Here is a 19,735-nt window from a genome sequence, read left to right as displayed (position 1 = left end):
CGCGACTTTCCCGCGGGCCGATTTACCCCAATTGAGAAATCGCAGCCCTGGCCTTCGCAATTCATCCTGGCCTTTCGCAATGAGAAAGAGCGGCCGGACGGCAGGCCCGACTGCGCCAGCCAAGCAGGTGAAATCCTACATTGCAAGACAGATACGCAGCCCTGGGCGCCCGGCCTCGCGATAGGCGAGGCCGGGCGTTCCCGATCAGGGCAGCGGCACCGACGCCGGCGGCTGGGTCGGCGCCGGCTGGCCGTAGTTGAACGTACCGACGCCGATGCTGACCTTGGTCGTGTCGTTGAAGCCGTTGGCGTCGTCGAGCTCGCTGGCGATGGCGCTGGACGTGGCCTGACCCTGGGTGATGTTGATCGTGCCGCCGCCGGTGGCCGCGAAGCGCATATACTGGCCGTTGCCCGCCTGACCGGCGATGCCGGTAAAGCTGTTGCCCGAGACGCTAACATTCACCGTCGGGAAGCCACCGGTATTCTGATTGTTGTTAATCAGAAGTCCGCGGCTGCCATTGATGTTGCGGATCGTGTTGTTGAGGATGGTGACGTTGGTGGTGAGGTTGCCCGTCGCCTGGCCGACCAGGCCGACATTGACCGCGATCGCCTGCGACGTCTGGATCTGCTGGATCGTGTTGCCGCTGATCAGATAGTTGGCGTTCACCCCGCCCTCGTTGGCGATGCTGATGCCGTTGCCATTGTTCGAACCCGAATTGGTGACGGCGTTGTTTCCGATGATGTTGTTGGTGATCCGGCCGTTGACGGTGCGGCCGAACGGCGCATTGCCGTTCTGGAAGTCGTTGATCGCGGTTGAGCGCGTGCCGGTGAAGTTGTTGCCGTCGATGCTGTATGTCAGCGTCGTCGTGCCCGGACCGGTCGAGACGTTGATGCCGTTGTTGGTGTTGGTGAAGGTCGAGCCGCTGATCTGCGCGGTCATGCTGGTGCCCGTGCTGTCGATGAACAGGCCACTGCCGACGATCACGGTCGGCGGGCTCGCCGCGTTCCAGTTGCCGGTGAAGAAGCTGCCCGAGACGCTGATCCCCATCGACGACGTGCCCGTGCCGAGGAAGTTGACCAGGTTGCCGTGCGGGCTCGTCCCGTTGCCGTTGATGCCGACGCCGTTCGACGCGAAGGTCGAGTTGACGATCTGGAAGTTGGTCAGCGTGCCAGTCGAGTTGGTGATCTGCACCTCGAACTCGTTGTTGTTCTGGATCGTCGAGTTGAAGATGCCGGTCGGCCGCGCGCCGTTCGACGCGGAGCCGGACAGGTTCGCGAGGTTGATGCCCGATTCATCGGTGCCGGCATCGTCGCCATTGCCGCTGATTAGCATGTTGTCGATCAGGAAGCCGTTAATGTTCGAACCGCCGATGCCGTCGCCCAGATTGTTGGTGACGTTCATGTAAGCGAGGCGGACATTCTCGGTGCTGGTGAGGCTGATGCCGTCGCCGCTCGAGTTCTGGATCGTGCCGCCCGAGCCCGCCGCGCCGGTGCCGGTGACGTTGATGCCGCCAAACGTGCCGGTGTTGTTGAGGATGATGCCGCTCGAGGCGCCGTTCGACGAGATGCTCTGGAAGCGCAGGCCGCCCGAACCGATCGAGGTGTTGACCACGTTGAGCGCGGTGCCCGTGGTCGAGGTGATCCTGTTGCCGCTGCCCGCGGTGCCGACGGTGCCGCCGCCGGTGGCGTTGAAGCCGGTGCCGCTGGTGGTGGTGATCACCAGCCCGCCGTTCGGGAAGGTGATCGTGCCGCCGGTGTTGTTGAGCAGGTTGACCGCGGTGTTCGCGCCGGTGGTCAACGTCGCGTTGCCGCTGAAGCTGATCGTGCCCGAATTGACGTTCTGGACGACGATGCCGTTGTTGAGGCCGCCGGTGGCGCTGATCGCACCCGAGAAGGTGACGTTGTTGGTCTCGTGGTTGTCGACGAGTACCACGCTGTTGCCCGTGGTCTTGGTTATCGACGAGGCGATGCTGACCGTGCCGGTGCCGTTCAGGACATAGACGCCGAAGCCGGTCGGATCGTTGCTGGCGCCGATCGCGCCGCCGTTCAGGCTGACGGTGTTGTTCGAGTTGTTGATCTCGACGCCGTTGCCGCCGGTATTGTTGATCGTGACGCTGCCGGCGGTGAAGGTGCCGTTGCCGGTGCCATTGATCTCGATGCCTTCGTCGCCGGTATTGGCGATCGTCACGGTGCCGAGATTGACGTTCATCGTCGATCCGCCGCCGTAGAAGATGCCGTCCGCCGTCGCGCCGGTGGTGCCGGCGATCGAGACCGCGGTCGCGCTCAGCGTGCCCGTGCCGTCGACATTGTTGATGTTGATCGCGCTGCCATTGGTCGAGCCGGTGCTGGTAAGCGAGTCGAAGACCAGGCCGAGCGAGCCGACATTGCCGTTGACCAGGTTGAGGATCTGGCCGGTGGCGGTCTGAACCGAGTTGCCGGTGCTGTAGACGGTCAGCGTGCCGCCGCCGGTGAAGTCGATGCCGTTGCCGGTGCCCGAGGCCGTGATGTCGACGCCGTTGCCGCCCGCCGCCGACGAGAAGGTGATATTCGCACCGGTGTTGCTGGCCAGCGTGACCGCATTGACGTTGGCCACGGTGTTGAGCGTGATGCTCTGGCCGTAGAAGTTGATCGAACCGCCGGTGTTGTTGGCGATGTTGATGCCCAGCGCATTGTCGGTGAGGTTGCCCGACATCGTGATGGCGCCGCTGGTGATGTTGGTCACCTCCACCGAGCGTGCGGTGGTGCCGCTGGTGGCGACGCTGCCGGCATAGTCGAGCGACAGCGTGCCGCCATCGACGTCGATGCCGCGCGTGGTGGCGGTGATCGAGCCGGCATTGACGGTGACGCTGCCGGTGAGCGTGCCGGCGGTGCGGCTGATCAGGATGCCGTTGGCGCCCAGCGTGTTGCTGGCGCTCGCGAAGGTCATGCCCAGCGTCGTCGTCACCGCCGCGGCGTTGCTGATGTCGAAGATCGTGCCCGAGCCGGTCGTGATGGTACTGTTCGGGCCGGTCGCGTTGATCGTGCCGCCGCCGGAAATCACGAAGGCGGTGCCGCTGGTGGTGGTGATGCCCAGCGCGGTGCCGACCGAGCTGAATGCGACCGTACCGCCCGCATTCGCGCTCAGTGTGACGGCGTTGTTGGCCTGGGTCGACAGCGTCGTCGTCCCGTTGAAGTTGACCGTGCCGCCATTGCTGTTGGTCACGCTCAGGCCCAGCGCATTGGCGCCGCTCGCGCTGATCGCGCTGTTGCCGTTGAAGGTCACCGCACCAGCATCGTGGTTGTCGATGCGGACGGCATAGCCATTGGCGTCGCTGACAGTGCCCGCATAGGTCAGGTTCGAGTTGCTATCAGTAAGGACGAAGGCGTCGCCCGCTGCGGCATGGGTGATCGCGGCGCCGCTGCCGAAGCCGAAGGTGCCATCCGAGCCGTTGACGATGTCGACGCCCGCATCGCCGCCGTTCAGCGTCGTCGTGCCGTTGAAGTTATAGGTGCCGTCGGCGTTGTTGAACTGCAGGCCGGTGCCGTTGGAGGCGCTCAGCGTGCCGCCCTGGAAGGTCAGCGTCCCGCCCGCATGGTTGAGGACGTTGACCAGCGCGGCGTTGTTCGCCTGGGTGATGCTGCCATTGTAGGTGACGGCGGCGGTGCTGCCCGAGACGTTGAACGCCGTGCCCGTCGGGCTGGTGATCGACGCGCCCGAAGCGAAGGTGAAGGTGCCGCCCGAACCATTGAGGATGTCGACGCCGGCGTCGCCGCCGTTCAGCGTCGTCGTGCCGTTGAAGGCGTAGGTCGCGTCGGCATTGTCGAACTGCAGGCCGGTGCCGTTGGTCGCGCTCAGCGTGCCGGTCTGGAAGGTGACCGTGCCGCCCGAATGGTTGAGGAACGAGACCAGCGCCGCGTTGTTCGCCTGGGTGATATTGCCGCTGTACGTGATCGCGGCGGTGCTGCCCGAGACGTTGAACGCCGTGCCCGTCGGGCTGGTGATCGTGGTGTTCGTGCCGAAGACGAAGCTGCCACCCGAACCGTTCAGGATGTCGATACCCGCGTCGCCGCCGGCGAGCGTCGTATTGCCGGTGAAGTTGTAGGTGCCGTCGGCATTGTCGAACTGGAGACCGGTGCCGCCGGTGATGTTGAGCGTACCCGCATAGGTGAAGGTGCCGGTGGCGTGACCGCCGCCGATGCTCAGCGCCGCGCCGGCACCGCTCTTGGTGACCGAGCTGGTCGAGTCGAAGGTGAACGCAGCCGTGCCGCCCGAGATCGTGAGACCCGCGACCAGCGGATTGGTGACATCGACATTCGTCGCGTTGATCGTGCCTGTCGCATTCGTGAAGACCAGGCCGGCGCCGCCGGTCAGGTTCACATTGGTCAGCGTCGTCGTGCCAGTGGCGTTGTTTAGCGTGATGCCGCCGCCGTTGCTGACGATGTTGGTCAGCACCGAGTTCGCGGCGTTGAGCAGAACGTCGCCGCCCGGGTTGCCCGAGAAGGAAACGTGATCGATCGTCGTGCTGGTCGACGGCGTGATCTCGATGCCCATCGTCCCGAAATTGCGGACCGTCAGATAGTCGAGGAGCGTATTGGTCGCGCCGGCGCCATTGTCCTTGATGCCGCGCGACACGGCGCCGCCGCCGTCTAGGATGAAGCCCGACAGGTGGTTGCCCGTCGCGCCCAGCGTGATCAGGTTCGCGCCCGCCGCGCTGGTGAGCGTCGCCGCACCGTTGCCGGTGGGATCGGCGATGTTGAAGCTGGTGCCGCCCGACAGCAGGATCGTCGAAGGCACGGTGAGCGTGATGTTGATCGGCGCGCTGCCGGTGCCGGCACCGCCGCCGACGCCATCGCCGAAGCCGCGGACCTGGACGTTCGAGGCGAGCACGAGCGAGTCATTGCCGTTCGAGCCGGCGGCGCTGATCGCGTTGCCGTTGTTGACCAGGATGATCATGTCCTGCGCCGCGGCGATCAGTTCCGCCGCAGCCAGCGTCATCGGGTTGCTGCCGTCCGAGCCGCTGCCATTGCCGCCGCCGGTGCCGCCATCCGAGTCGACGAAATAGATGTGGTTAAGCCCGAAGCCCGCGCCCGGGCTGCCCGAGAAGGCCACGTCGCGGAAGTCGTAGGTGCCCAGCGTCGGCGCGTTGGTCGCGTCGATCGCGGTGGTCGCCGAGATCGTCGAGCCCGTGTCGATGCCCGATTCGCCGTCGCCATAGGTGAACAGCGCGTTGGTCGAGGCGTTGAGATAGATGCCGGTGCCGACGCCCGAGATCGAGCTTGAGGCGCCCATCTGTCCACCCAGCAGGATGCTCGCGCCGCCAAGCGTACCGCGCAGGTCAACACCGATGCTGGTGCCCGCGCCCCCCGAATTGGTAACGTCGAAGTCGCCGATGATGATCGGAGCGTTGATCGTCGTGCCGTTGAAGTTGAGCGCCACCGCGCTGTTGCTGTTCAGGCCGATGTCGAGATCGGTGATCGACAGGCCGGCCCCGAGGATACCGATGACGTCGATGCCGCGCGAGGTGATAGCCTGCAGGTTCACCGTGCCGAGGCTCAGCGCCGGGCCGGTGGTGGCGACGCCGTTGAGCAGGATGCCGGTCGTCGCGCCACTGGCGCTGACGCTGTCGAAGGTGAAGCCGTTGGTGCCGATCGTCACGTTCTGCAGGCTGAGCGCGGTTCCGGTGCCGGTCGTGCTGATCGAGTTGCCGGTGCCGCGCACGATGACCGTGCCGCCCGAGCCGGCATTGAAGCCGGTGCCGGTGCTGACGATGTCGAGGCCGTTGCCGCCCGCGGCCATGTTGAAGTCGATCGTGCCGCCGCTGTTACCGGCCATGGTGACGCCGCCGCTGGTGGCGTTCAGGGCGAGGGTCTGACCGGTGAAGGTGATCAGGCCCGAATTGACGTTGGTGATCAAGATCCCGGCCACCGTCGAAGACATGTTGCCGCTGAAGGTCACGGTGCCGGTCTCGTGATCGTTGATCGTCACCATCCTGGTGCCGCCGAGCGTCGAGCCGACCGTGATGTCGCCGGTGCCGCCGGTGATCGAAACCGCATAGTTGGCGCCGCCGGTAGCAGTGATCGTGCCGGTACCGAGCGTGACCGGACCGGTCGAGCCGCCGATTTGCACGGTGCTGCTGCCGGCGCCCGTCAGGGCCATCGTGCCGAAGGTCACCATCGAACCGCTATTGAGCAGTTCGATGGCGTGGCTGCCGGCGGTGCCGATCGTGGTCGCGCCGAAGGTGATCGCTGCCGTGCCGGTGCTCACCAGGATGCCGTCATTGGCGCCGCCGCTGGTGCCGGCGATGTTGACCGTGCCGCCATTGAAGGTGGCGCCGGTGAGGTTGCTCAGCACGATGCCGTTGTTGGCGACCGTGCCGGTGGCGGTCAGCGAGGCGAAGTTGATGCCGCCGGTGCCGCCGGTCACGCCGCTGAGGTTGAGGATCTGGCCCGTGGTGGTGTCGATCGTGTTGCTCGCGCCGAGGACCACGAGCGCGCCGGCGGTCGCGCTGAGGCCGGTAGCGCTGGTGGTGTCGATGTCGAGCCCGCCGCCGGTGAAGGATAGCGTGCCGGTGCCGCCCATGCTGACCGCGGTGTTGATGCCGGTGCTGAACTTCTTCGATGCGCCGGAGAAGGTGACCGCGCCGCTGCTCGCCGCGTCGATCGCGACGCCCGCGCCGTTGCTCTGGGTCACCGTGCCGGAGATCGTGTAGCTGCCGTCGGCGTCCGCGAAGATGAACGCCGTGGCCGCGCTCGTCGCGGTGATCGCCCCGGCGAGCGTGATGCCGCCCGTGCTGTTGCTCACTGCCAGCACCGAGCCGCTGCTTGCCGCGATGGTGCCGCCATAGTTGAGCGTGCCGGCGCCGCCGGTCGCCGTGATCGCCGCGGAGGTCGAACTGGCGGTTGCACCGATCGAGGCCGTGCCGGCGCTGCTGGCGACGTTCACCGTGCCGCTGGTCACGCCGGTGAAGCGGATCGCGCGCGAGGTGCCGTCGATGGTCAGGACGGAGCCGGCGACATTGGCGACGTTGATCGTGCCCAGGCCGCCGCTGAACTGGAGGCCCGCGCCGCCGTCTATATCGATCGTGCCGGTCAGGTTGATGCCGCCCGAACCGGAGATGTTGTTGAACAAGGCCGCAGCGCCGGTGCCCGTCACGCGGAGGCCGCCGATATTCAGCGCGCCGGTCATGGTGTCGTTGGCCACGATGAGCGCGGTCGCCGCCGTCGGCGCGGCAGTGATGCCGTCGAACGTGACCCCAGCCCCGCCGACCATGATCCCGGCCAGGTTGAGAGCGATCGCGTTGCCGACGGTGATCGTGTTGCCGCTGCCGGTGACGGCAATGGTACCGGCGGTCGTGCTGAAACCGGTGCCGGTCGTCGTGTCGATGTCGAGCCCGCCGCCGGTGAAGGACAGCGTGCCGGTGCCGCCCATGCTGATCGCCGTGTTGGCGCCGGTGCTGAACACCTTGCTTGCGTTCGAGAAGGTGATGTCGCCGCTGCTGGCCGTATTGACGATCACGCCCGGGCCGTTGCTCTGGGTCACGGCGCCGGAGATGGTGTAGCTGCCGTCGGCATCGGCGAAGTTGAACGCAGTGCCGCTGCTCGTCGAGTTGATCGCGCCGGATAGCGTGACCGCAGCCGTGCCGCCACCCACCGTCAGGACCGATCCCGCGGACAGACCGATCGTGCCGCCATAGTTCAGCGTGCTGCCGGTGCTGCTGTAAATCGCAACAGCCGATCCGCTCGTGCCGTTGATGGCCGCGCTGCCGCCGGCAGTGGCGACGTTCACCGTGCCGCTGGTCGCGTTGGCCAAGCGGATGCCCTCACCGCCGCCGTAGATCGTCAGCGACGATCCTGCCGTGTTCGCGATGTTGATCGTGCCGAGCGTGCCCGAGAGCGAAAAGCCGATGACGCTGTCGATGTCGAGGACGCCAGTCATATTGACGCCGCCGGTGCCGGTCAGGTTGTTGATCGACACCGCCGCGTTGGAGGCATCGATATCCAGCCCGCCGAAATTGAGCGCGCCGGCCAGGTTCACGTCGAACACCCTCACCGCATTGGCGGCGGTCGGTGCCGAGGTGATCTGATCGAAGGTGGCACCGCCGGCTGCGACGGTGACGCCGCTGAGCGCCAGCGCCCCGGCATTGCCCGTAGTGATCGTGTTGCTGCTGCCGGTGACGCTGAACGCGCCGCCGCCGGTGGCGGTAAAGCCCGCGCCGGTGGTAGTGGTGATGCCGAGGCCGCCGGCGAAGTCGACCGTCGCGCCGGCATTGTTGGTGAGCGAGACGCCCGCGCCGGCGGTGTTGCTGATCGTCACCGCGCCCTGGAAATGGGCGTCCATCGCGTCGGTCTGCGCGGTGTTGTCGCGGATCGCGATCGCGGCGGTGGTCGCGCCGCTCACATTGACCGCGCCAGTGACGGTGAAGCTGCCCTCGACCTGGTCGAGCAGCACGCCATAGGCGCCGCCGGTCGAGCTGACCGAGCCGAGCACCATGTTGATCGTCAGCGGATCGAGGTTGATCGCGGTGCCGCCCGTCGTATCGATCGCGCCGCCGGTGGTGCCGAGGACGAAGTTGTTCGCCTTTGAATTGGCGACGATCAGGCCGGTGCCGGCATCGTTGGCGATGTTGAGATCGGTGAAGTTGAGCGTGCCGAACACGTTGGTCAGGCTGAGGCCAGTGCCGGTGATGCGCGCACCGGTGGTGCCCAGCGTCAGCGCGCCGGCGGAGACCGCCTGGAGGCCGGCGGCGACCGTATCGGAATCGAAGGTCAGGTCGTTGAAGACGAAGCCGCCGGTTTCCGTGGTGTGGACGACGGTCAGGTTCGACAGCTGCGAGACCGTGAACGTGCCGGTGCCGCTGCCGTCGAGATTCAGGATGTTGCCGCCGTTCGCGGCGAGCGTGAGGTTGCTCAGCGCGAGGCCGACATTCGCGGCATTGTCATAGATTCGGATCGCGCCCGCGGCACCGCCCGAGATGGCGCTGTTGCGGATGATGATCGGTGCCGCGGCGCCGTTGCCAAGCACGCCCGCGCCGGTGCCCGAATTGGCGATGATGACGCCGTCGATGGTATTGCCGCCGCCCAGCGTGACGGTCGCGTTGGCGCCGCTCGCGGTGAGCGTCGGCGCGCCCGAGCCCGCGAACGGGTTGGAGATCACGCCGGTCTGGACATTGAACAGCAGGACATTGGCCGGCGCGCCGCCGCCCACGACGAAGCTGTCGGTGTCCCGGAAGCTGAATAGCGACTGGCCGCCGGCCAGGTCTAGCGATCCGCCCGCCCCCGCCGTCGCGTCGAGAATGTCGTTGCCGCCATTCGGATCGTTGAGCAGCACGATATAGGTCGCGCCCGCCGCCTCGGCACCCGCCAGCGTGCCCGGATCGCTGCGCGTACCGGTGCCGCTAGCGCCCGCGAGCACGAAATAGGCCGAGACGGACAGATTCGTGGTGTCGCCGTTCAGATTGACGTCGGCGAAATTGTAGGTGCCGGTGCCGCCATTCAGGCCGGCGATCACCAGCGGGGTCACCGCAGTGATGTTCGATGCCGCGCCGTTCGCATCGCTGTTCGAACCGTCGCCATAGCGGAAATTGCCGGTGATTGCGGCAGTGGTGAGGTCCACGCCGATGCCGACGCCGGCGATCTGGCTGCTGCCGCTGACGATCACATTGCCGGCAGTCGTGCTGCCGGTCAGGTCGATGCCGCGCGTGCCGGCCGTCGAGGCGCCAGTGATGTCGAGCGTGGCGAAGGTAACGTTGCCGGTCGCGCCGGTGAGGTTCACCGCCGTGGTGTTGGCGGCGAGGCCGGTGATGTCGACATTGCCGAACGTGAAGGCGCCGGCCGAACCGCCGAGGACCGTCAGGCGCGCGCCGCCCGAGAGGGCGACATCACCGAAGCTATAGGTGCCGTCCGCATCGAAGAACGACAGGCCGGTGCCGCCGGTGACGTTGAACGTCGCGCCGGTGAAGTCGATCGTGCCGCCCGAATGCGTTCCGAGGTCGAGCGCGGCAAGGCCTGCAAGCGACTGGTTGATCTGGCCCGCATAGGTGACGTTGGCCGTCGAGTTGCTGACGAAGAGATCCGCGCCGGCCGCGTCGGTGATGCTGGTGCCCGAACCGAAGGCGAAGGTGCCGGCCGACCCGTTGGTGATCCCGATCTGCGCGCCGCCGGACAGCGTCGCGTTGCCGAAGCTGTACGTGCCGTCGGCATTGTCGAATGACATGCCATCGCCGCCGGTGACGTTGAACGTCGCGCCGCTGAAATTCAGCGTGCCGGCCGAATGCGCCGAGACGGTCAGCGCCGCGCCGATCGACTGGTTGACCGTGCCGATATAGCTCACGCTCGCCGTCGAGTTGGCGATGTCGATCGCCGCCCCGCTCGGGTTGGTGATCACGACGCCCGCGCCGAAGGTGAAGGTGCCGGCCGAACCGCCGACAATGTCGATGCCGGCATCGCCGCCGTTCAGCGTGGTCGTGCCGTTAAAGGCATAGGTGCCGTCGGCATTGGTGAATTGCAGGCCGGTGCCGTTGGTGGCCGACAGGCTGCTGCCGGCGCCGAAGGTGATCGTGCCGTGATGGTTCGCGACATCGAGCAGCGCCGCGTTGGCGCCCTGGGTGACGCTGCCACCATAGGTGAAGTCGAGCGCGCCGACCCCGCTGGCGAGCGTGATCGCCGGACCGGTGGTGCCGGTGATGCTCGACCCGGCGCCGAAGCCGACCCCGCCAAAGACATCGCCCGAGATCGCGATGCCGCTCGTGCCCGAGGTGACGTTGAGCGCGGCGACCTGCAGCGCGCGGCCGCCCGAGCCGAGGCCGGTGAGGTTGTTGACGCTGGTGACGCCGTTTCCGGTGCCCGCATGGACGAGGCTGGCGAGCACCAGGTCGATCTGCGCATTGCTGAGCGACAGGCTGGTGCCGTTCAGCGTGTCGATGGTGCCGGTGGTGCTGGTGAGGTTCAGGCCGGCACCGATGGCGGCCAGGCCACTGCCGCCCTGGTTGTAGATGCCGAGGCCGGAGAAGTTCAGCGAGCCGGTCGCGCCGGTGAGATCGACGCCTGTGCCGGTGACGCGGGTCGCCGCGCTGCCGAGCTGAAGCGAGGCATCGACGTTCGAATAGCCCGCACTCGCGGGATCGGAATCGAAGATCGCGCCCGCGAAATAGGCCCCACGCCCTTCGCCATGGCCGCCTTCGACCGTGATGTTGGAGAGCTGGGTGATCGTCGTCGAGCCCGCACCGGTCCGATAGGCGGCGAGCACGGTCGAGTTGTTGGTGGCCCAGAGGCGCAGGTTGCTGAGCGCGATGCTCGCGGTGGCACCGCCGTCGCTGAAGTCGATCGCGCTGTCAGCACCCGAGATGATGCTGTTGCGGATCGTCACGTTCGACGCGCCGACACCGACAACACCGGTGCCGGTGTTGCTGGCGATCACCACGCCATCGATCAGGTTGTTGCCGGTGACGGTGACGGTATCGGCCCCTAGGGCCGAGCTGTTGGTCAGCGTCGGTGCGCCCGAACCCGAGAAGGGGTTGGTCACGAAGCCCTGGGCAATGTTGTAGAGCACGACGTTCGCCGGGGCGCCGCCCGGCAGCGAGATCGTGTCGCCATTGAGGAAGCCGCGCAGCGACTGGCCGTCGATCAGCGTGAAGGTGCCGCCGGGAGCGCTGGCCGCGTCGAGCGTGTCGGTGCCGCCGGCCGGATTGTTGACCAGGATGATGACATCGGCACCCGATGCCGCGGCGCCCGCCAGGCTGCCCGGATCGGTGCGCGTGCCGGCGCCGCTCGCGCCCGCCAGCACCCAATACACGGTTGCCGACGTCGCCAGGCTGCTGGTGTCGCCGACCAGGTTGACGTCGGCGAAGTCATAGTTGCCCTGCAGCGCGTTGAGCCCGGCGACGATGAGCGGAGTCACGGCGCTGATCGTCGAACCCGCACCGTTCGCATCGGTGCTCGAGCCGTCGCCGAAGCGGAAGCTGCCGGTGATCGCGGCGTTGGTGAGATCGACGCCGGTGCCGACGCCGGTGATCGTGCTGCTGCCGGTGACGATCAGGTTGCCGGCGAAGGTCGCGCCGGTCAGGTCGATACCGCGCGTGCCGGCCGTCGAGGTGCCGGCGATATCGAGCGTGGCGAAGGTGATGTTGCCCGAGGCGAGGCGCGCGTCGACGCCCGTCTTGTTCGCGGCGAGGCCGAGGATGTCCACATCCCCGAAGCTGATCGTGCCGGTGCTGCCGGTATTGAAGGCGATGCCCGCGGTGCCCGGATTGGTGATCGTGACGGCGCCGGTGAAGGTAACCGATCCGTCGACATCGCCGATGCCGATGCCCATCGTGCCGCTGTTGGTGACGGTGCCGCCGGCCGCGGTGAAGGTGGCGGGCATGCCGAACACCAGCAGGCCGCCCGCGCCGGTGTTGCTGATGTTGAAGGTGCCGAGCGTGACGTTGCCCGGGTTGTTGCCGACCTCGATGCCGTAGCTGCCCACACCGGTCGTGCCGCCCACGGTCACGTTGCCGAGGCTGACCGCGGTGCTGTTGCCGACCACGCGGACGGCAGAACCCGAGGTCGTGCCGGCGACGTTGATGCTGGCGAAGCTGATCCCGCCGCTGCCGATATTGTTCGCGAGCGAGACGCCCGAGCCGGCCGAGGTCAACGTCGAGACGGTCGTGAAGCCGAGATTGCCGGCCAGCGTGACGGTGTCCATCGCCAGGCCACGGGCATTGCCCGTCGCGGCTATCGCAAGGCCCGAGCCACTGAGCGAGAGCGTGCCGCCATTGGTGCCGAGCAGGTTGAGCACGGTGCCGCCGGTGGCGGAGAGCGACAGGTTGGAGAGCGTCGCCGAAGCCGCAGTGCCGCCGTCGCGCAGCAGGATCGCGCCGGTGCCGCCCGAGATGATCGAGTTGGTGATCGAGACGCCCGAGACGCCGATGCCCGAGACGCCGATGCCGGCGCCGCCGATGCGCAGCCCGTCGATCGACGAGCCGCTCGACAGCGTGATGGTCGCGCCCGCGCCGCTGTTGGTGAACAGCGCCGCACCAGAACCCGCATAGGGGTTGGTCACGGTGCCCGGGGTGATGCCGTACAGGAACAGATTGGCCGGCGTGCCGCCGCCGACAGTCTGGGTATCGCCGTTAAGGAAGCCGATGATCCGCTGATTGGCGTCGAGCGTGAAGGTGCTGCCGAGGTCGAGCGTGTCATTGCCGCCCGCCGGGTTGTTGAGCAGCACGATCACGGTCGCGTTGGCGGTGAGCGCCGCGGCGAGGCTGCCCGGATCGGTCTTGGTGCCGATACCGGTGCGGCCCTGCTCGACGAAGAACAGCGTGACCGGGTTGGTCGCGAGATTGGTAGTGTCGCCGGTCAGAGCGACATCGGAGAAGTTGTAGCCGCCGACGGTCTGGTTGAGCCCGGCGATCGCGATCGGCGTGACCGCGTTGATGATCGAATGCGCGCCGTCGACATCGCTGTTCGAGCCGTCGCCATAGCGGAAGCTGCCGGTGATGCGCGCGTTGGTCAGGTCGACGCCGGTGCCGACACCGGTGATCGTGCTGCTTTCTGTGACGGTGAGGCTGCCGACATAGGCCGCACCGGTCAGGTCGATGCCGCGCGTGCCGGTGGTCGAGGTGCCGGTGATGTCGAGCGTCGCGAAGCTGACAATGCCCTCGCTAGCGCGCGCGTCGACGCCGGTCTTGTTCGCGCCGAGGCCGGTGATGTCGGTATCGCCGAACGCGATCCGGCCGGTGCTGCCGATTCCGAGCACGATGCCGGCGCTGTTGGCGATGGCGGTGGCGCCGAAGTTGACGGTGCCGGCCACCCCGTTGATCAGGATGCCGGTGCCGGTGCTGTTCGCGATGCTCGTCGCGCCGACGGTGACGTTGCCCGAGATGTTGGAGACTTGGACGCCGTTGGCGGCGCCGGTGATCGAAGCGCCCGCAATCGTCGTGTTGCCAGCCGCGTTCGCGACGAGCAGGCCTGCGCCGGCGACATTGTTGACCGTAACCTGGCCGAGCGAAACGGTGCCGCTATTGTCGCTGATGCGAACGCCGTTGCTCGCGCTCCCGTCGACCGACACTGCCCCGAGCGTCACGTTGCCGGTATTGTTCGAGAGGTTCACGCCGCCGGTGCTGCCGACGCCGCCGCTGTTGACGACCGTGACGGGTCCCAGCGTCACATTGCCGCTGTTGCCAGTGACGGTGACGGCCGCGGCGCTCGTATTGGAGATGTTGACCGCGCCGATATTCACCGTCGCGCTGCTGTTTCCGACGACCAGGCCGAAGCCCGCCGGCGCCGCGTTGGTGCCCTGCACCGTGATGCTGCCGACGTTCACCGTTCCGCCGGCCACCTGGGTGAACTGCACTGCGTTGCTGGTCGCGGTCTGGGTGCTGATCGCGTTGATGTTGAGCGTGCCGACTGTCACATCGGCCACGTTGACCGCGCTGGCGGTGCCCGTGGCGGTGACGTTGATATTGGTGCCCGAGACGTTGAGCGTCCCCGCCCCCGCGCCGCTGAGCGTCAGAACGCGGCCGCCGCTCGCCGACAGGTTCAGGTTGGTAAGAGTGACCGAGGCGGCAGCGCCACCGTCGTTGATGCTGACCGCCGCGCCGCTAACCGAGACATTCGAGTTCTGGATGATGGCATTCGACACGCCGACACCGACGATACCGTTGCCGACCGCGTTGCTGATGACGACGCCGTCGATCCGCGTGTCGTTCGCCAGGCGGACTGTCGCGCTGCCCACCACCGTGCTGGTCAGGATCGCGGCGCCCGAACCGGCATAGGTGTTGGCGATGCCCGTCGGGCCGAGATTGGTGACGATCAGGTTGGCCGGCACGGTCGCGCCGGTGACCGCGAAGAAATCGGTGTTGAGGAAGCTGACCAGCGACTGGCCCGCAGTGAGGTTCAGCGCGCCGCCGGCCAGGCCGGTGGTGTCGATCACGTCCTGCCCGCCGGCCGGGTTGTTGAGCAGCACGATATATTGCGCGCCGGAAGCCGCCGCGCCCGCGATGCTGCCCGGATCGGTGGCCGTGCCCGCGCCGCTGGCGCCGGCAAGGACGTAATAGGCAGTGAAGCTGCCGCCGGTGATGTTGTTGGTGTTGCCGTCGAGCTGGACGTCGGCGAAATTATAGGTGCCGTGGGTCGCGTCCATGCCGGCGACGACGATCACGGTGTTGGCGGTGATGCGGCTCTGCAGACCGTCGGCGGCGTTGGCGTCGCCATAGCGGAAGCTGCCGGTGATCGCGGCGTTGGTCAGGTTCACGCCGATATCGACGCCCTGGATGATGCTCGAACGCGCGATCGTGATCGCGCCGGCATTGGTCGCGCCGGTCAGGTCGATGCCGGTCGATCCGGCCACGCCGGTGCCGGTGATGTCGAGCGTGCCGAAGGTGACGTTGCCGTGCGTGCCGGTGAAGTTCGCGCCGACACCCGCGCCGAGGCCGGTGATATCGACATCGCCGAAGGTCACGCCGCCCGGCACGGTGCCGATGACGATGCCGGTGCCCACGGGATTGGCGATGGTGAGCAGGCCGGTGAAGGTCGTGGTGCCCGCCAGGTTGTCGAGCGCGATCGCCGACGAGGTCGATCCGGTGATCGTCGTCGCGCCGAGGAAGTTGACGCTAGATCCGGCGAGCGTGTCGTTGATCGTGATCGGCCCGGCGCCGCTGATCGCGCCGGTGAAGCGGATAGCGCCGCCGCTGTTGAAGATCGAGACGAGCGGACCTGCGCTGGAATCGCTGATCGCGGCGCCGAAATTGAGCCCGATCGTGCCGCCGCTGCCCGCCACGCCCGACTGGCCGATCTGCACCGAGGCGCCACCGCTGTTGGTGATCGTGCCGCCGCCGATCGTTACCAGCCCGGTCGAGCCGCCATAGATCCACAGGCCCTGCTGCCCGACGCCCGTGATGGTGAGCGTGCCGATGTTGAGCGCATTGCCGCCAGTGCCCGCACCCTGGACATTGTCGAGCACGATACCCGCGCCGGTCGCGCCGGTCGAGCTGACCGCCGTGAAGTTGAGGTCGATCAGCAGCGGATCGAGGCTGAGCGCCGCGCCCGCCGTCGTGTTGACCGTGCCGGTGGTGTTGCTGAGCGTGAAGGTGCCGGCCTTGGTGTTGTTGACCGTGAGGCCGGTGCCGCCATTGTTGAACACGTTGAGCGTGCCGAAGGTCAGCGCGCCGTCGCTCTCGGTGATGCTCACGCCCGCGCCGTTGACGCGCGCGGCCGCGGTGCCGACCTGCATCGTGCCGGCATTGACCGCCTGGATGCCCACCGCGGTGCTCGAATCGAAGGTGACGTAGCGCGCCGCGAAGCCTCCGGTCTCGCCATTGCCGCCGGCGATGTTGATGCCCGAAAGCCCCGCCACCGTAACCGTGCCCGCGCCCGAGCCGTCGATGTCCAGGACGTTGCCGCCCGTCGCCGAAAGCGTGAGGTTGGATAGCGAGGTGGTCAGGTTGCCGCCGGCATCGTTGATGTCGATCGCGCCCGCGCCGCCGCCGATGGTCGAGTTGCGGATCGTGACGTTGCTGCCGGCATTGACGACCAGACCCGCGCCCGCGCCGCCCCGGATCGTGATGCCATCGACCACGACATTGCCGAGCGTGTTGGTGAGCGTGAGGCCCGCGCCGCCGGTATTCTCGATGACCACGCGCTCAAGCGAGAATCCGCCCACGCCATTGGCCGCGATGCCGCTGCCCGCGCCGCGCACGGTGACGTCGCGCACCACCGAGCCGGTGCCGAGCGTGACGGCCGCGCCGCCGGCATTGCTGCCGACGATCGTGCCATTGGTGCCACCGAAGCCGAACGCCGTGACCGACCCGTCCGAATGCTTCACATCGACGCTGCTCGCGCCGCCGACAAGATACTGGTTGGTGGCGAGCGTGACGCCCGCGCTGGCAATATTGCCCGCCCCGCCGAGCGCGACGACGATGCCGTTCTGGCCCGCGCGCGTCACCGCGTCGCCGAGCGTGGTCGGGCTGGCGCTGGTGCCCGCCCCCGCCGCGACCGCCGCGCCGCTGGTGAAATAGACGTTGCCGAAGGCCGCGCCGGTGCGCGCGTCGATCGCGAAGTTGGTGCTGGTGAGATCGGTGTAGCGCGTGCCCGACGGCGTCACATAGTCGCGCCGCAGCCGCTCGCCCATCTGCCGGTCGAGGCCCGAGCTGCCCGAACCGCGATCGTGCGAGCCACGGCCGAGCGGGATCGAGAGGCGCACGATGCCGCGCGCCTGGGTGCCCCAGCGATTGTCGTTCTGCAGCTCGGCGCCGACCGAGAAGCGGCCGCCGGTGCCGAGCGGATCCTCGACGTCGAGCTCGAGCCCGCCGCGCACGCCGCGATAGGATTTGGCCGCCGCATCGTCGCGATAATCGAACCCGGCGCCCGACAGGCGCACGCTCAGATCCTTGGCGATCGGCGCCCGGGCGCCGAGCTCGGCATTGGCGCCGGCGAGCGGCACTTCCTCGAGTCGCCAGCCGCTCTTGCGCTCGATCAGCCGGTTGTTCTCGACCGAGACCACGCCCGCCGCGGTGGAATTGGGATCGAGATAGCCGATCGCGCGGCGGCTGTTGACCGGCAGGCGGTAGTTGAGGTGCAGATCGAAGACCGAGGTGAAGCCTTCGAGGCCGAACGACACCGCGGTCTGGTCGCGCGAGGTGATGTCGGTCTTGTAGAAATCGACGCCGGCATTGACGCCGATCGCGACGTCCTCGCCGATCTTGCCGCGTCCGCCGATCGTGACCGATCCGTTTCGGTCGTAGCGCTCGTCGGTGCCGATCCGGCCGGCGACGAACAGGAGGTTGGAGTCGTTCTGCGCCACCGGGGCGAAGAGATCGAACGAGACCTGGCTGTTGCCGTTAGCGGCGCGCGCATCGACTTCGGCACGCGGCTGCCAATTGGCATCCTTGTCCTGCGTCTGCGCCAGCGCGGTGGGGGTCCAGGCGAGCGCGACGCCGCTCAGGCACGTCGACAGCAACAGACGGCCACGGTTCAGCTTGTTCACGAAAATCCCCCCGATCGACACCTAACCCGGGCAATGGCACATGCGCCAAAGACTCGATGAGGGGTTATAACGCCAGGGCAACGGCTACCACCGCTCGGAGCAACCCTCAAGGCCGCCGAATCAGGAGCCGGTCAAAACGGGTCACATTGTCAAGTATGGCTATGGCTAGTTGCATCCGTTTCGGATAGGCCTGCGCCGAGTTTTCGGGGGAGTACGGGCATGGCGGAACCTTTTTTATCAGAAATCCGCCTCATGTCGTTCAACTTCGCTCCAAAAAACTGGGTGATGTGCAACGGCCAGTTCCTGCCGATCAACCAGAACCAGGCGCTGTTCTCTCTGCTGGGCACCACCTATGGCGGCAACGGGCAGACGACCTTTGCCCTGCCCGATCTGCGCGGCCGCGTGCCGATCCATGTCGGCAATGGCTATACGCTGGGACAGACCGGCGGCGAGGCGGCCCACACGCTGAGCATCAACGAGATGCCCACCCACACCCATTTCGTGCAGGCATCCAACGCGGTCGGGGACAAGGTGAACCCCAATTTCGGCGGCACCGGCTATGTGCTGGCCGCGGAACCGGGCAATACCTATGCCACGGGCTTCACGCCAAACGCCGTCGCGCTCAATGCGGGGACGGTGGCAAGCAACGGCGGCGGTCAAGCACATGAGAACATGCAGCCTTATCTGACGCTCACCTATTGCATTGCCCTTGTCGGCATCTTCCCTAGCCCGAACTGAGAACAGCCCATGGCACAGCCTTATGTCGGCGAACTTCGCATTTTCGCCGGAAACTTCGCCCCTGCGGGATGGATGTTCTGTGAAGGGCAGCTCCTCCCGATCTCGGAGAACGAGACGCTCTTCCAGCTGATCGGCACCACCTATGGCGGCGATGGACAGGATAGCTTCGGCCTGCCCGACCTGCGCGGCCGGCTCCCGATCCACCAGGGCAACGGGTACACGCTGGCGCAAACCGGCGGCGCCGAAGAGGTCACGCTGTCGATCAACCAGATCCCATCGCACAGCCATCCGATGCTCGGCGCGTCGGGCAATGGATCGCAGAGCAACCCGAAGAACAACGTGGTCGCGAGCTCGACTCTGGTGAAGGCCTATTCGGGCGAGACGCCGGACACGGCGATGTCGGCGGCATCGATCACCTCGATCGGCGGCAGCCTCCCGCATACCAACATGCAGCCCTATCTCTGCGTCGACTACATCATCTCCCTGTTCGGCATCTTCCCGAGCCAGAACTGACAGGAACGCATCATGGCCGATCCTTTTGTCGCCGAAATCCGGATCTTCCCGTTCAACTTCGCCCCCAAGGGGTGGGCGTGGTGCGACGGCCAGCTCCTGCCGCTCTCCCAGAACACCGCGCTGTTTTCGCTGCTCGGCACCAACTATGGCGGCAATGGCAAAAGCAATTTCGCGCTGCCCAACCTTCAGGGCCGTGCGCCGATGCATCCCGGCCAAGGCGCCGGGCTGTCGCTGCATGATCTCGGCGAGAGCGGCGGCACGGATGCCGTGGTGCTGCTCGAGAGCGAGATACCGAACCACTCACATACGCTGCGCAGTTCGGTGGAAGACGCCACGCAGGGCACGCTCTCCAACGGCGTCACGCTCTCCACGACGGTAGGCGGATCGCTCTATCAGAGCACGACCAACACCAATCTCGTGACCATGTCGACCCAGGCGCTCTCGCCGGCCGGCGGCAGCTTCGCGCACAACAACATGCAGCCTTATCTGACCATGTATTTCTGCATCGCGCTGCAGGGCGTGTTCCCCCCGCGGGGCTGATCGC

4 protein-coding genes are annotated in these 19,735 nt (G+C 67.0%); 3 read left to right on the top strand and 1 reads right to left on the bottom strand.

Going from position 1 to position 19,735, the window contains the following annotated elements; all coding sequences use genetic code 11:
- Positions 1-204: 204 nt before the first annotated feature.
- The gene (locus ABLE38_RS15740; RefSeq protein ID WP_348975168.1) at positions 205-17,940 is read right to left on the bottom strand and encodes a right-handed parallel beta-helix repeat-containing protein; all 17,736 of its coding nucleotides are present in this window, start codon (positions 17,938-17,940) and stop codon (positions 205-207) included.
- A gap of 252 nt (positions 17,941-18,192) precedes the next feature.
- Here ABLE38_RS15740 and ABLE38_RS15735 point away from each other — a divergent pair, with 252 nt between their 5' ends.
- From ABLE38_RS15735 to ABLE38_RS15725, 3 genes are read left to right on the top strand one after another with little or no spacing between them, the layout of a single operon-like run.
- Positions 18,193-18,678, top strand: a complete 486-nt coding sequence (locus ABLE38_RS15735; protein ID WP_348975167.1) for a tail fiber protein — start codon at positions 18,193-18,195, stop codon at positions 18,676-18,678.
- A 9-nt stretch (positions 18,679-18,687) separates the two neighbouring features.
- Positions 18,688-19,191, top strand: a complete 504-nt coding sequence (locus ABLE38_RS15730; protein ID WP_348975166.1) for a tail fiber protein — start codon at positions 18,688-18,690, stop codon at positions 19,189-19,191.
- Between the two features lie 12 nt (positions 19,192-19,203).
- A complete protein-coding gene (locus tag ABLE38_RS15725; RefSeq protein WP_348975165.1) occupies positions 19,204-19,731 on the top strand; it encodes a tail fiber protein in 528 nt (175 codons plus the stop codon).
- The last annotated feature ends 4 nt before the right edge of the window (positions 19,732-19,735 follow it).

The sequence above is a fragment of the Sphingomonas sp. KR3-1 genome, assembly GCF_040049295.1.
Lineage (GTDB): Bacteria > Pseudomonadota > Alphaproteobacteria > Sphingomonadales > Sphingomonadaceae > Sphingomonas.
Note: the sequence above shows the minus strand (reverse complement) of the source record. Positions and strands in the feature narration are given on the sequence as shown.

Bases quoted from the DNA above. Each gene is read 5' to 3' on its own strand.
- ABLE38_RS15725 (WP_348975165.1), top strand. From the start codon at position 19,204: ATGGCCGATCCTTTTGTCGCCGAAATCCGGATCTTCCCGTTCAACTTC.
- ABLE38_RS15730 (WP_348975166.1), top strand. From the start codon at position 18,688: ATGGCACAGCCTTATGTCGGCGAACTTCGCATTTTCGCCGGAAACTTC.
- ABLE38_RS15735 (WP_348975167.1), top strand. From the start codon at position 18,193: ATGTCGTTCAACTTCGCTCCAAAAAACTGGGTGATGTGCAACGGCCAG.